Origin of the sequence: Mycobacterium sp. E2238 (assembly GCF_001672665.1) — a bacterium.
GTDB lineage: Bacteria > Actinomycetota > Actinomycetes > Mycobacteriales > Mycobacteriaceae > Mycobacterium.
The window spans coordinates 1-13,211 of sequence record NZ_LZKF01000248.1 but is presented as its reverse complement, the minus strand read 5'-3'; the positions used below and the strand labels follow the sequence as shown (position 1 = coordinate 13,211).

The 13,211-nt window shown below is 69.6% G+C and carries 13 protein-coding genes; 5 read left to right on the top strand and 8 right to left on the bottom strand.

Going from position 1 to position 13,211, the window contains the following annotated elements:
- Window positions 1–12: 12 nt before the first annotated feature.
- From A5711_RS22705 to A5711_RS22675, 7 genes are all read right to left on the bottom strand, one after another.
- Window positions 13–636, bottom strand: a complete 624-nt coding sequence (locus tag A5711_RS22705; protein WP_067950528.1) for an FHA domain-containing protein — start codon at window positions 634–636, stop codon at window positions 13–15.
- Window positions 637–806: 170 nt separating this feature from the next.
- Window positions 807–1,961, bottom strand: coding sequence for a glycosyltransferase family 1 protein (locus A5711_RS22700; RefSeq protein ID WP_067950526.1), 1,155 nt, complete (start codon window positions 1,959–1,961; stop codon window positions 807–809).
- Between the two features lie 88 nt (window positions 1,962–2,049).
- Window positions 2,050–2,565 carry a DUF3592 domain-containing protein gene (locus A5711_RS22695; RefSeq protein ID WP_156745031.1) on the bottom strand — a complete coding sequence of 172 codons (516 nt, stop codon included), beginning with the start codon at window positions 2,563–2,565 and terminating at the stop codon, window positions 2,050–2,052.
- A 7-nt stretch (window positions 2,566–2,572) separates the two neighbouring features.
- Window positions 2,573–4,198, bottom strand: a complete 1,626-nt coding sequence (gene menD / locus A5711_RS22690) for a 2-succinyl-5-enolpyruvyl-6-hydroxy-3-cyclohexene-1-carboxylic-acid synthase (RefSeq protein WP_067950522.1) — start codon at window positions 4,196–4,198, stop codon at window positions 2,573–2,575.
- Window positions 4,199–4,226: 28 nt separating this feature from the next.
- Window positions 4,227–5,009 (bottom strand): alpha/beta fold hydrolase, encoded by a 783-nt coding sequence (locus A5711_RS22685; RefSeq protein ID WP_067950520.1) that lies wholly within the window; start codon window positions 5,007–5,009, stop codon window positions 4,227–4,229.
- Entirely contained in the window at window positions 5,006–5,989 is a 984-nt protein-coding gene (locus A5711_RS22680) for an o-succinylbenzoate synthase (RefSeq protein ID WP_067950518.1), read from the bottom strand. Before A5711_RS22680 ends, A5711_RS22685 begins: the two co-directional genes overlap by 4 nt.
- Window positions 5,986–7,590, bottom strand: coding sequence for an amidohydrolase (locus A5711_RS22675; protein ID WP_067950516.1), 1,605 nt, complete (start codon window positions 7,588–7,590; stop codon window positions 5,986–5,988). Before A5711_RS22675 ends, A5711_RS22680 begins: the two co-directional genes overlap by 4 nt.
- A gap of 77 nt (window positions 7,591–7,667) precedes the next feature.
- Here A5711_RS22675 and fadD8 point away from each other — a divergent pair, with 77 nt between their 5' ends.
- Window positions 7,668–9,269, top strand: a complete 1,602-nt coding sequence (gene fadD8, locus A5711_RS22670; RefSeq protein ID WP_067950514.1) for a fatty-acid--CoA ligase FadD8 — start codon at window positions 7,668–7,670, stop codon at window positions 9,267–9,269.
- A 71-nt stretch (window positions 9,270–9,340) separates the two neighbouring features.
- On the opposite strand, the gene A5711_RS22665 is transcribed toward fadD8, so the two are convergent.
- The gene (locus A5711_RS22665; RefSeq protein ID WP_067749182.1) at window positions 9,341–9,889 is read right to left on the bottom strand and encodes a TetR/AcrR family transcriptional regulator; all 549 of its coding nucleotides are present in this window, start codon (window positions 9,887–9,889) and stop codon (window positions 9,341–9,343) included.
- An 82-nt stretch (window positions 9,890–9,971) separates the two neighbouring features.
- Here A5711_RS22665 and A5711_RS22660 point away from each other — a divergent pair, with 82 nt between their 5' ends.
- From A5711_RS22660 to A5711_RS22645, 4 genes are all read left to right on the top strand, one after another.
- Window positions 9,972–10,874 carry an aldo/keto reductase gene (locus A5711_RS22660; RefSeq protein WP_067950512.1) on the top strand — a complete coding sequence of 301 codons (903 nt, stop codon included), beginning with the start codon at window positions 9,972–9,974 and terminating at the stop codon, window positions 10,872–10,874.
- Window positions 10,875–10,955: 81 nt separating this feature from the next.
- Window positions 10,956–11,411, top strand: coding sequence for a nitroreductase family deazaflavin-dependent oxidoreductase (locus A5711_RS22655; RefSeq protein WP_067950510.1), 456 nt, complete (start codon window positions 10,956–10,958; stop codon window positions 11,409–11,411).
- A 13-nt stretch (window positions 11,412–11,424) separates the two neighbouring features.
- Window positions 11,425–12,327: a 1,4-dihydroxy-2-naphthoyl-CoA synthase gene (locus tag A5711_RS22650; protein WP_067950508.1), complete on the top strand. Its 903-nt coding sequence runs from the start codon at window positions 11,425–11,427 to the stop codon at window positions 12,325–12,327.
- 55 nt (window positions 12,328–12,382) lie between these two features.
- Window positions 12,383–13,211: SDR family oxidoreductase (locus A5711_RS22645; RefSeq protein WP_067950506.1), on the top strand; the 829-nt coding region annotated here is incomplete at its 3' end.

Genomic DNA, 13,211 nt, shown 5'->3' with positions numbered 1-13,211 from the left:
TCACCCGGCCGCTCACCGTTGCGTACGACGGTCACGCAGCATGGAGCGGTTGACGGCACCGAGCCGGATGGCCGCATTGGCCAGCCGGACCCGGCGATCTCCGTCGGCGTTGATGCCGAACTTGTCGTACAGGTGTTGCAGGTGTTGCTTGACGGCCGCCTCCGTGACGAATAGCTCCTGGGCCATCCGGCGAACCGATGCGGGCTCGGGAAACGGGTCATCGGAGACAAAGGGGCGACACAAGACTTTGAGGACGTCGAGTTCGCGCTGGGTCATCCGAGGCGGCCGCAGGATGGACTTGCCGGTTTCGGTTTCCTGATCGCCCGGTGCATCGTCCGCACCCCTGGTCATCCAGAACACCAACCGTGAACTGCCGAGCCGCAATTCGTCGCCAGACCGCAGAATCCGCTCCGCGGTGATCTTTTCTCCGTTGACATAGGTGCCGTTGCGGCTACCGAGATCGCGCACCGACCACGCTTGACCGAAGTTCTCCAAGACGGCGTGCACGCGGGACACGGTCGGGTCGTGCTCCAACGACACCGCGTTGGTCAAGGACTTGCCGAGGGTCATTCGTTCACCGCTCAGCGCGATCAGCTCCCGCCCTGACGGTTTCCACACCTCCAGATGGGAAGACATACTGAGCCCTCCTATCAGGCCGATCTGCCCCTGCGAATCAGAGCCCTTGCCGCGCCGATCCGGCACCAAACTTGGATGTTAAGCCCAAGACACGGCCACGAGAAGCATTCAGCCGAGCTGACGACAGCAAATCGTCGTGCGGGTGGGCCGGCGCCGGGCCGACCGTTGGCTCAACCGCCCTGCGCGTACCGCTTGGCGAACATCCGCCTGCGGGCAAACGGCGAGAGCACCGCCTCATAATGGCCGAGCAGCTCGTCACAGATGACCGGCCAGCTGCGGCCGAGCACGCTGCGCCGGGCGGCCAGCGCGTAGCGGTGGCGTTCGTCGATCAAATGGGTGACGGCCGCGGGCAACCTCGCCTCGAATTCGCCGACACCCAGCAACAAGCCGGTGCGCCACGGCGTGACGAGGTCGCGTGGGCCGCCGGCGTCGGGGGCGATCACCGGCAACCCCGACGCCAGCGCTTCCTGCACGACTTGGCAAAACGTTTCGTGCTCGCCGGGATGCACGAAGACGTCCATGCTGGCGTACGCCGTCGCGAGTTCTTCGCCATACAGCGCACCCGTGAAAACGGCTGTCGGCATTGCCTTTTGCAGCTTGTTCCGATCGACGCCGTCACCGACGATGACGAGTTGCACGTCGTCTCGGGCCGCCAGCGGGATCAGCCGCTCGACATGCTTCTCGGGCGCCAACCGGCCAACAAAGCCAACGATCGGCTTGGCTTGCGGCGACCATCGCCGCCTGAGCGTCTCGTCACGCGCCGAGGGGGCGAACCGCAGCACGTCGACCCCGCGCGCCCAGTGGTGAACCCGCGGGAAGCGATGCGCCACAAGTGATTCCATTGTCACACTGGACGGCGCCAAGGTTCGGTCGGCGAGGCTGTGCAGATGGCGGAACCAGGCCCACGCGGCCCGTGCCGTCATGGGAATGCCATAGCTCGCCGCGAAACCCGGTACGTCCGTTTGATACACGGCGACCGTCGGGACCCCCAGCCACCGGGCCGCCTTCACGCCGCCGTAACCGAGCAGCGCCGGCGAGGCCAAATGCACGACGTGCGGATCGAATCCGCGTAACACGCTCACCATCCGGGGCATCGGCACACCCAGGGGCAGCGTGGTCACTTTGGGAAACATGCGCGAGGGCACCCGATGTACGCGGATCCCGTCGTGGATGCGATCCGCCGGGGTTTGACCGGGAGGGGTGTCCGGGGCGATGACTAGGGCTTCGTGACCGGTCAAGCGCAGGTGCTCGAGTATCCGGAGCACCGAGTTGCTGACACCATTGACTTCCGGCAGGAACGATTCGGCGACGATGGCAACGCGCACACCACTACGTTGTCAGCGCTGGCTGTCGCGAAGGTTGCCTGCGGGCATACGTCGCGCGAAATCTGCTGGTCGGGCGCTTTGAACCCCGCTAGGCGGGTGTGATTTCCGCCTCAGCGCGACGATCCAGCAGCTTGTCCAGCATCGCCAGGCCTACCAGGAGGACCGTCGCCGTCAGCCAGCACACCACCGCGATCGACCCCGCCGGGATGATGGCCAGCCCGGCGTTGCGGTGCTGCACGCGAACCAGATTCGGGTCGTTCTTGTTGTACTCGACGTAGATCCGCATGCCCGTGGCCAGATGCGACGGGTACAGCACGCCGAGCTCGGGTCGATACGTGACCCGCTCGGGTGTTACGAATTCGATGGTGGAGCGGCGCGGCCCGGCACTGAGCACCTCGGCCTGCGCCACCCCCATGTTGTGTTGGATCGCAAGGTCATCGCGCCACGCGCCCGCGACGAGCAGGACCGATTGCAAAGTGACCAAGCCGGCCACGATCAGCACCGCAATCCGCGCCCAGCGCAACGCAATCCTTGACGGGGTGCTCGGCGGCTTATCGCTGCGGCCGTGAATCAGTATGTGCAGCACCCGTTTCGGGTAGTTCACGAAACCCTCACAGGGCCGCCTTGATGGCCGCATGCAGCTGTCGCAGCGAGGACCGGTCGGCCTTGACCTCCAGCACCCGCATCCCGGTTGCCGGCTCGTCGAGGGCGGCGCTGAGCTGATCCACCTCGATCTGGCGGCTCTCAACGTGATAGGCGCGGCACAGAGCGCCCACGTCGACGTCGTGCGGCGTTCCGAAGATTCGCGACGACACGTCGGAGAACCGCGGATCGCCCTGCTCGAGCAGTTCGAAGATGCCGCCGCCGTTGTCGTTGGAGACCACGATGGTCAGCTTGCGCGGCGTCGGCTCGGTGGGGCCGATCAGCAGGCCGGAGCTGTCGTGGACGAACGTCAGGTCGCCGATCAGCGCGACGGTGCGTCCCTCGTACGCGAGGGCGGCCCCGATCGCGGTGGAAACGGTGCCGTCGATGCCGGCAACCCCGCGGTTGGAGCGAACCTGGATGCCGTGCGTGTCCAGGCCGACCAGCGCCGCGTCGCGGACCGGGTTGGATGCGCCGAGCACCAGCTGATCTCCCGGCCGCAGTGCGTCGGCCACCGCGGCGGCCACGTGCAGGCCGGTGGTGAGCGGATGCGCCTCGAGTTGGCCGCGCACCGCTTCGATCGCGTGCCTGTTGAGCTCCGCGCAGCGCTTCAGCCATGCCGGATTCGGCGTCCCGCTGGTCACCGCCCGCGTGCCGGTCGCCTGCGAGTTGCCCGAGACGTCCGGCCAGCGCGGCCCGGTGGTCAGCGCGTAGACCGGCACCTTCGGGTCGGCCAGCAGCGCCGAGACCGGCCGGTGCAACGTCGGGCGGCCGAGCATGATCACCTGCCTGGGACGCAGCAGCGGCAGGGCCAGCGGGTGCAGGGGGTTGGCCGGGGCGGGCGCCGTCGGCTCGGCGACGGTCGGCAACTCCGCGAGGTTGGGGTGCGCGCCCGCGCCGTGTCCGGCGATGACGACGGTGTCGGGCGACAGGTCGATGTCCAGCGGCTGGTCGAACGTGACCGGCGGCGTGTACGTCCACGGCCGTCCGCTGGGCCGTCCCTGTGGAACCGCGGCGCCGTGCGGCTCGGGACCCGGCACCAGGGGTTCGCGCAGCGGGATGTCGAACTGCACCGGGCCGGCGTTGGCCGTGCGAGATCCCGTGGCGGCAGTCAGGACCCGGCAGGTGGCCGATCGCCAGGTGGCGTTGAGGGCGTCCAGCCGTTCGGGCGCGTCCTCGGCCAGGCCCAGGCTGATGGCCGCGCGGACCTGGGTGCCGAAATAGCCCAGCTGTTCCATGGTCTGGTTGGCCCCGGTGCCCAGCATTTCGTAGGGCCGGTTGGCCGACAGCACGATCAGGGGCACCCGCGCGTAGTTGGCCTCCACCACGGCCGGCCCGAGGTTGGCCACCGCGGTGCCCGACGTCATCGCGACGCACACCGGGGCGCCGGCGGCGATCGCCAGCCCGATGGCCAGGTAGCCGGCGGTGCGCTCGTCGATGCGGACGTGCAGCCGGATCCTGCCGGACCGGTCCGCGTCCTGCAGCGCGAACGCCAGCGGCGCGTTGCGCGACCCGGGGCACAGCACCACGTCGCGGACGCCGCCGCGGATCAGCTCGTCAACGACGACGCGAGCCTGTGTCGTCGAGGGGTTCACTCCTACAGCCTGTCACAACCCCAAAGAACTAGTTGCTGGCGAAGAACTTGAGCGCCGCCTCGTTGACGGCGTCCGGGCGCTCGAAGAAGCCGAGGTGGCCGGCGTCGGGGATCTGCACGTAACGGCCGTTGGGCAGCGCATCGGCGACCTCGCGCCCGAGGTAGGGCGGGGTCAACACGTCGTCGGAGAAGCCGATCACCAGTACCGGCGTCGCGATGCTGCGGTACGCCGGCAACCGGTTGGTGTGCGGGGCGATGTCGAGCTGGCAACGCGTTCCCGGGGTGGCCTTGACGGGCCACATGCTGAACATGGCGATCCAGTCCGCGACCGCGACGTCGTCGTTGAGCGTCTTGTGCGAAAAGTTTTCCAGCAGGCGGATTTTCGCCTCGTACGAGCTCGGCACCTGGACACCGGCGTCGGCCAGCTCGGCCTCGGCGTCGCGGAAGAACTCGCGGGTTTTGTCCATGCGGCCCCGGGTGCCCATCAACACCGCGGAGCTGACGAGTTCGGGCCGCGCGAGCATGAGTTCCTGGGCGATGAACGCACCCATCGACATCCCCACGATGCGGGCAGGGGCGGCGTTCAGTCCCTCGATCAGCGCGGCAGTGTCGGCCACCATGGTCTGCGTCGTGAAACCCTGCGCGTTCTCCGTGGCGCCGATGCCCCGATTGTCGAAGGTGATGACGCGGTAGCCGGCCGCCAGGAACGCGGGGACCTGATACGGCTGCCAGGTCCGGCCGGCCCCGCCGTGGCCGCTGATGAACACCACCGGCTCACCGGAGCCGCGGTCGTCGTAAGCCAGGTTGATCACTCGGACGACGGTACAAGGAGTGCGTGGCAGGCCTTGACCCGGTCGATCCACCATTGCCGCCGCTCCGCGGGCGCCGCGAGGGCCCGCAGCCGCGCCGGGTCGGGGGTGACCGGCCCGACCGCCAGGGTGCCGTCGACGGGGCCGGCAACGTCGGCGACGTCCTCGACGAACAGCCCGCCGGTGCCGAGCCCGCACGCGTGGCGCAGTACCGGCAGGGCCGCCGCGGCGGCCAGGCCATGGCTGATGCCGACCGCCGAGTCGATCGCGCTGGAGACCACGACCGGGATGTCGATCTGCGCGGCGATCGCGAGCATGCCCGAAATGCCGCCCAGCGGGCCCACTTTGAGCACCGCGATGTCGGCGGCGCGGGCGCGGACGACGGCGAGCGGGTCGTCGGCCTTGCGGATGCTTTCGTCGGCGGCGATCGGCACGCCGACCCGCGCGCGCAGTGCCGCGAGCTCATCGACGGTCGCGCACGGTTGTTCGAGGTATTCCAGCGGGCCGTCGGCGGTCAGGGCGGTGGCCGCCCGCACCGCCTGCTCGACGGTCCAGCCGCCATTGGCGTCCACCCGCACGGTCGGCACGAGTTCGCGCACGGCGTTGACCCGCTCGACGTCGTCGGCCAGCGTCTGGCCGGGCTCGGCGACCTTCACCTTGGCGGTGCGGGCACCCGGGAACCGGGCCAGCACCTCGCCCACCCGGGCGGCGTCGACGGCCGGGACGGTGGCGTTGATCGGGATGCGGTCCCGCCGTCGTGGCGGCGGCGGGCGGTAGGCGGCCTCGATGCCGGCGGCCAGCCAATGCGCGGCCTCGGGCGGCGCGTACTCCAGGAAGGCCCCGAACTCGCCCCAACCCGCGGGGCCCTCGATCAGCGCGACCTCCCGGGTCGTGATGCCGCGAAACCGCACCCGCATCGGCAACGCGACCACGTGCAGGCGGTCCAGCAGGTCTTGCAGGCGGGGCGGGCGCGTGGGCGTCACTGGCCGTAGACCTGGCGGCCCGCCAGGAACGTCGCGCGCACCGCAAGGTCGGCGATCTCCTCGGGCGGCACGGTCCGCGGATCGGCCGACAGCACCACCAGGTCGGCGTACTTGCCCACCTCCAGCGAGCCGACCACGTCGTCGGCGAACAACTGCCACGCCGCGTCGATGGTCTGCGCGCGGATCGCCTGATCGACCGTCAACCGCTCCTCGGGCGCCAGCACCCGGCCGCTGGGCGCCGTGCGGGTGACCGCGACGCTGATGTTGCGCAACGGCTCCTCGGGCGTGACCGGTGGGTCGTTGTGCAACGAGATGCGCATGCCGGTGGCGACCGCGGAACCGGCTGGCATCCAACGGGATCCACGCTCGGGACCGAACAGGCCGTCGACGATGATGTCGCCCCAGTAGTGGATCTGGTCCACGAAGATGCTGCAGGTGACCCCGAGGTCGGCGGCGCGCCGCAGCTGCTCGGGCCGGATGGCGCCGACGTGCTCGAGCCGCAGCCGGTGGTCGCGGCGCGGGTGGCGCTGAAGCGCCTCCTCGTAGACGTCGAGGATGGTGTCCACCCCGGCGTCGCCCTGCACGTGGCAGGCCATCGGCCAGCCCAGCGGGAAGTAGGCGCCGACGATCTCGCTCAGTTGTTCTTTCGTGTAGTTGGCGTGTCCGCAGGAACCGGGCGGCACCCCGATGGTGCGGGTGGCGTCGGTGTCCAGGTAGGGGAAGGACAGGGCGATGTTGCCGACCCACGGCGAGCCGTCGACCCAGATCTTGATGCCGACCTGGCGCAGCATGTCGTCGCCCTGGCCGGGAGTGGCGTCGGTGTGCATCTGCGGGTTGGAGATCTCGTAGGTGCGCAACCGGACCGTCAGCTCGTCGCGCAGCCGCTCGACCACCGGCCCGAACGCCGGGTCGAAGGCCATCTCCGAGCAGGTGGTCAGGCCGGCACGGTTGAGCCGCGCGCATTCGGCGAGCAGCATCGCCGGATAGTCGCCGGGCGCGATGGCCCCGGCCAGCAGCGGGAACACCGCGCCGGTCTCCTCGGCGCTGCCGTCCAGCTCGCCGTGCGTGTCGCGGCCGTACCGGGCGCCCTTGGGATCGGGGGTGTCGCGGGTCAGGCCGGCGCGGCGGGCCGCGTGCGAATTGAAATAGGCCTTGTGCCCGGAGTTGTGAATGATGATCAACGGCCCGTCCGGCGCGATCTCGTCCAGCCACGCCAGCGTCGGCTGCGGCAACCCGGACTGCAGCAGCGGGTCCCAGCCGTTCAGGTAGGCGCCGGCCGCCCCCCTGGCGGCGACCTCACCGCGGACGGCGGCGACGACGTCGTCGGCTTTTCGTATGGTGACGGGCCGGATGTCGACGATGCGGTCCGACAGCGCCAGCGCCTCCATCAGCGGATGACCGTGCGCCTCAACGAATCCGGGCATCACGCAGCCGTCGCCGAAGTCGAGCGTTTTGGTGTCGGGGCCGATGTGGGCGTTAATTTCCGACCGGCTGCCGACGGCGACGATGCGACCGTAGGCGACCGCGAGCGCCTCGGCGGTGGGCCGCTTTTCGTCGACGGTCAGTACGGTTCCGGTGACGACGAGATCTGCAGCGGCCATGTGCAGGGATGCTAGTGATCATGGCGTCGCTTGAGGGGGTGGCTGACTGGAATTGCAACACGTTCTAGTCTTGGCCCATGAGTGACGAGTTGCTGCGCCATCCCATTCATTCCGGACACCTGACCGTCGGTGCGCTCAAGCGCAACAAGAACAAGCCGGTGCTGCATCTCGGCGACACCACGCTGACCGGCGGTCAGCTCGCCGAGCGCATCAGCCAATACATCCAGGCGTTCGAGGCGCTCGGTGCGGGCACCGGCGCGACCGTCGGGCTGCTGTCGCTGAACCGGCCCGAGGTGCTGATGATCATCGGCGCCGGCCAGACGCAGGGCTACCGACGGGTGGCCCTGCACCCGCTGGGCTCGCTGGACGACCACGCCTACGTCCTGGGCGACGCCGGCGTGACGTCGCTGATCATCGACCCGAACCCGATGTTCGTCGAGCGGGCGCTCGGCCTGCTGGAGAAGGTGCCCGGCCTCAAGCAGATCCTGACGATCGGGCCGGTCCCCGAAGCGCTCGGCGATTCCGCGGTGGACCTGGTGGCCGAGGCCGCGAAGTATGCGCCGAAGCCGTTGGTGGCGGCCGAGTTGCCGCCCGATCACATCGGGGGGATGGCCTACACCGGTGGAACCACCGGCAAGCCCAAGGGCGTGCTGGGCACCGCGCAGTCGATCACCACGATGACCACGATCCAGTTGGCCGAGTGGGAGTGGCCGGAGAACCCGCGCTTTTTGATGTGCACCCCGCTGTCGCATGCCGGGGCGGCGTTCTTCGTGCCGACGATCATCAAGGGCGGCGAGCTGGTGGTGCTGACCAAGTTCGACCCGGCCGAGGTGCTGCGGGTGATCGAGGAGCAGAAGATCACCGCGACCATGCTGGTGCCGTCGATGATCTACGCGCTGATGGACCACCCGGATTCGCACACCCGTGACCTGTCCTCGCTGGAAACCGTCTATTACGGCGCCTCGGCGATGAACCCGGTGCGGCTGGCCGAGGCCATCCGCCGCTTCGGACCGATCTTCGCCCAGTACTACGGGCAGTCCGAGGCCCCGATGGTGATCTCGTACCTGGCCAAGAAGGACCACGACGAGAAGCGGCTCACCTCCTGCGGGCGGCCCACCCTGTTCGCCCGCACGGCGCTGCTGGACGCCGACGGAAAGCCGGTGCCGCAGGGCGAGGTCGGCGAGATCTGCGTGTCCGGGCCGCTGCTTTCCGGCGGGTACTGGAACCTGCCCGAGGAGACGGCCAAGACGTTCAAGGACGGCTGGCTGCACACCGGTGACATGGCCCGCGAGGACGAGGACGGCTTCTGGTTCATCGTCGACCGGGTCAAGGACATGATCGTCACCGGCGGGTTCAACGTGTTCCCGCGCGAGGTCGAGGACGTCGTCGCCGAGCACCCGGCCGTCGCGCAGGTGTGCGTGATCGGCACCCCGGACGAGAAGTGGGGCGAGGCCGTCACCGCCGTGATCGTGCTGCGGCCCGACCACCCCTCCGATGAGGAGTCGGTGGCGCGGGTGACCGTCGAGATCCAGTCCGCCGTCAAGGAGCGCAAGGGTTCGGTGCAATCGCCCAAGCAGGTGATCGTCGTCGACTCGGTGCCGGTGACCGCGCTGGGCAAGCCGGACAAGAAGGCCGTGCGCGCGCGGTTCTGGGAGGGCGCCGACCGCGCTGTCGGCTAGGGCCTTCCGGCCGAGCTTCACGCCAGCGTGGCGCTCGCCGGCTGCCGTCACGCTGGCGTGACGCTCGGTGATCAGGCGGCGGCGATGCCGGCGACCAGCAGGTCGAGCATGCGGCCGGTCTGCTCCGGCGAGCCGCTGGCCAAAAAGATGCCGATCAGGCTCGACACCACGTCGTCGGCCTGCACGTCGGCGCGCAGGCTGCCGTCCTCGGCGCCGGCCCGCAACAGCAGGTCGACGGCGCCGACGATGCTGTCCCGAGTCTGGTTGGCCTGCATTGCGCCGGAGGCGAAGATCGCCTGCAACGACTCCGCCATCCCACGCTTGGCGGCCACGAATGACGCGTAGCGGTCCATCCAGCGGCGCAACGCCGTCTCGGGCGGGTGGCGCTTGAGCAGCCGTTCGGCCGTCGCGGCCACTTCGTCGAGCTCGGCGCGGTAGATCGCCTCCACCAGCGCCTCTCGATTCGGGAAATGGCGGTAGAGCGTGCCGATCCCGACGCCCGCCTCGCGGGCGATGGCCTCCAGCGACACCGGTCGCCCGTCGGCGGTGGCGAACGCCGCCGTCGCCACCTCGATTAGCCGCTCGCGATTGCGGCGCGCGTCCGATCGGATCTCGGCCAAGCGGAGGCTCCTCCGTTTCTGCTACGCTCAAATAAGCGGAGGACCCTCCGCATCTTCTCCAGTGTGGCACGAGGGAGCACTCATGACGGACACACCACGGCCCGGCGGTCACGGCAGCATCGGCGGGTCGACCGTCGCGCGCATCGGCTACGGCGCAATGCAGTTGTTCGAGGCCCCATCCGTCGAGGACGCGGCCGCGGTGCTGCGCCGCGCGGTCGAGCTCGGGGTCAACCACGTCGACACGGCGTCGTTCTACGGCCCGGGCGAGGTGAACCGACGGATCCGGGCGGCGCTGTTCCCCTACGCCGACGACCTCGTCATCGTCAGCAAGGTCGGCGCGCGCTTCACCGGCGAACAGCCCATGCCGCTGGCGGCGGCGCAAAAGCCCGCCGAGCTGCGCGCCGCAGTCGAGGACGACCTGCGTCAGCTCGGCCTGGACTGCGTCCCGGTGGTCAACCTGCGGCGCATGGACCTCGGCCCCGGCGTGGCCGCCGAGGGCGATCAGCAGGTGGACGTCGACGACCAGCTCGCCGAGATGATCGCGCTGCGCGACGAGGGCAAGATCGGCGCGATCGGCATCAGCGCCGTGCCGCTCGACGTGGTGCGCCGCGCGTTGCCGGCCGGCATCGCCTGCGTGCAGAACGCCTACAGTCTGCTCGACCGTTCGCAGGAGGACACGCTGCAGCTGTGCGCGGCCGAGGGCATCGCGTGGGTGCCCTACTTCCCGCTGGGATCGTCGTTCCCCGGCTTTCCGAAGGTCGCCGACCATCCGGTGGTGGCCGAGATCGCCGGCGAGCTCGGCGTCACCGGCGCCCAGGTCGGCTTGGCGTGGCTGCTGGCGCACGCGCCGAACACGTTGCTGATCCCGGGCACCCGATCCGTCGGGCACCTCGAGGAAAACCTCGGCGCGGGCGACGTCACCCTGGATCCCGAGGCGCTGGAACGGCTGGACGCCATCGGCGCAAGTGCGCTGCGTCGAGCGTGAAGTTAGTTTCACGTTCGCGTCCGAGTGTGAAACTAACTTCACATTCGGCGCCTAAATGGCCGCGAGGTAACGTCGCTGCCTATGGGAAGCGGCAAACCGATCAAACCGCCGTGGTGGCTGAAGCCGGCCAACAAGGTCTTCATCCAGATGTCGCGGCTGGGAATGAGTTTCGGCGGCGAGAGCCCCGTCGTGCTGACGGCGCCCGGCCGCAGGTCCGGCGCGCCACGCTCGACCCCGGTGACCCCCATGACCGTCGACGGCCGGCAGTACGTCGTCGCCGGGTTCCCCGGCGCCGACTGGGTGGCCAACGTGCGGGCCGCCGGCGAGGCCACCATCGCGCGTGGTCGTCACGCCCAGCGGGTACGGATGGCCGAGCTGTCCGCCGACGACGCGCGCCCGATCCTGCGACTCTTCCCAACCGAGGTGCCGACGGGCGTCGGCTTCATGAAGCGGGCCGGGCTCGTCACTGAGGGGCGCCCCGACGAATTCGAAGCCCTGGCCGGCCGCTGCGCCGTGTTCCGCCTGGACCCGTTATAGGAGTTCGAAAGCCTTGACTGACAATCCCTTTGACGCCCAGGCCTGGCGGCCCGTGGCAGGTTTTGACGACCTGACCGACATCACCTACCACCGCCACGCCACCGACGCGACCGTGCGGGTGGCGTTCAACCGGCCGGAGGTGCGCAACGCGTTTCGGCCACACACCGTCGACGAGCTCTACCGGGTGCTCGACCACGCGCGGATGTCCCCCGACGTCGGCGTGGTGCTGCTGACCGGCAACGGTCCGTCGCCCAAGGACGGCGGCTGGGCGTTCTGCTCCGGCGGCGATCAGCGCATCCGGGGGCGCAGCGGTTACCAGTACGCGAGCGGCGACACCGCCGAGACCGTCGACCCGGCCCGCGCCGGCCGGCTGCACATTCTGGAGGTGCAGCGGCTGATCCGGTTCATGCCCAAGGTGGTCATCTGCCTGGTCAACGGCTGGGCGGCCGGCGGCGGGCACAGCCTGCACGTGGTCTGCGACCTCACCCTGGCCAGCCGCGAGCACGCCCGGTTCAAGCAGACCGACGCCGACGTCGGCAGCTTCGACGGCGGCTATGGCAGCGCGTACCTGGCGCGCCAGGTGGGCCAGAAGTTCGCCCGCGAGATCTTCTTCCTCGGCCGCGCGTACACCGCCGAGCAGATGCACCACATGGGCGCGGTCAACGCGGTCATCGACCACGCCGACCTGGAGAAGGCGGGCATCGAGTGGGCCGCCGAGATCAACGCCAAATCGCCTCAGGCGCAACGGATGCTGAAGTTCGCCTTCAACCTGCTCGATGACGGGCTGGTCGGCCAGCAGCTGTTCGCGGGCGAGGCCACGCGGCTGGCCTACATGACCGATGAGGCCGTCGAGGGCCGCGACGCCTTCCTGGAGAAGCGGCCGCCGGACTGGAGCCGGTTCCCCCGCTACTTCTAGCGAGTCACGCTGGCGTGACGCTCGTGGGATTCAAGGGCGCCCCTAGACTCCCCTCGTGAGCAAGAGTCCCCTGCGCCGGATCGCCGATCAGCTGGTCCTGGCCACCATGCGCCCGCCGATGGCCCCGCAGGTGCTCATCAACCGGCCCGCCATTAAGCCGGTCGACCTCAACGGCAAGCGCATCCTGCTCACCGGCGCGTCGTCGGGCATCGGCGAGGCCGCGGCCGAACTGCTGGGCCGCGCGGGCGCGACGGTGGCCGTCGTCGCCCGTCGACGGGAGCTGCTCGACGCGCTCGCGGAACGGATCACCACGGCGGGTGGCACCGCCCTGTCCCTGCCGTGCGACGTCTCCGACATGGACGCCGTCGATGCGCTGGTCGCCGACGTCGAAAAGCGGCTCGGCGGGGTGGACATCCTGATCAACAACGCCGGCCGGTCCATCCGCCGGCCGCTGGCCAAGTCGCTGGAGCGCTGGCACGACGTCGAGCGGACGATCGTGCTCAACTACTACGCGCCGCTGCGGCTGATCCGCGGGCTGGCGCCCGGCATGCTCGAGCGCGGCGACGGCCACATCATCAACGTCTCGACGTGGGGGGTGCTGTCGGAGGCGTCGCCGCTGTTCGCGGTCTACAACGCGTCCAAGGCGGCACTCTCGGCGGTCAGCCGCGTCGTGGAGACCGAGTGGGGCCACAAGGGCGTGCACTCGACGACGCTGTACTACCCGCTGGTGGCCACGCCGATGATCGCGCCGACGAAGGCCTACGAGGGCATGCCGGCGCTCACGTCGGAAGAGGCAGCCGAATGGATGCTGACCGCCGCCCGCACCCGGCCGGTGCGGATCGCGCCGCGCATGGCGATCGCCGCGAAGGCGATCGACACCTTCG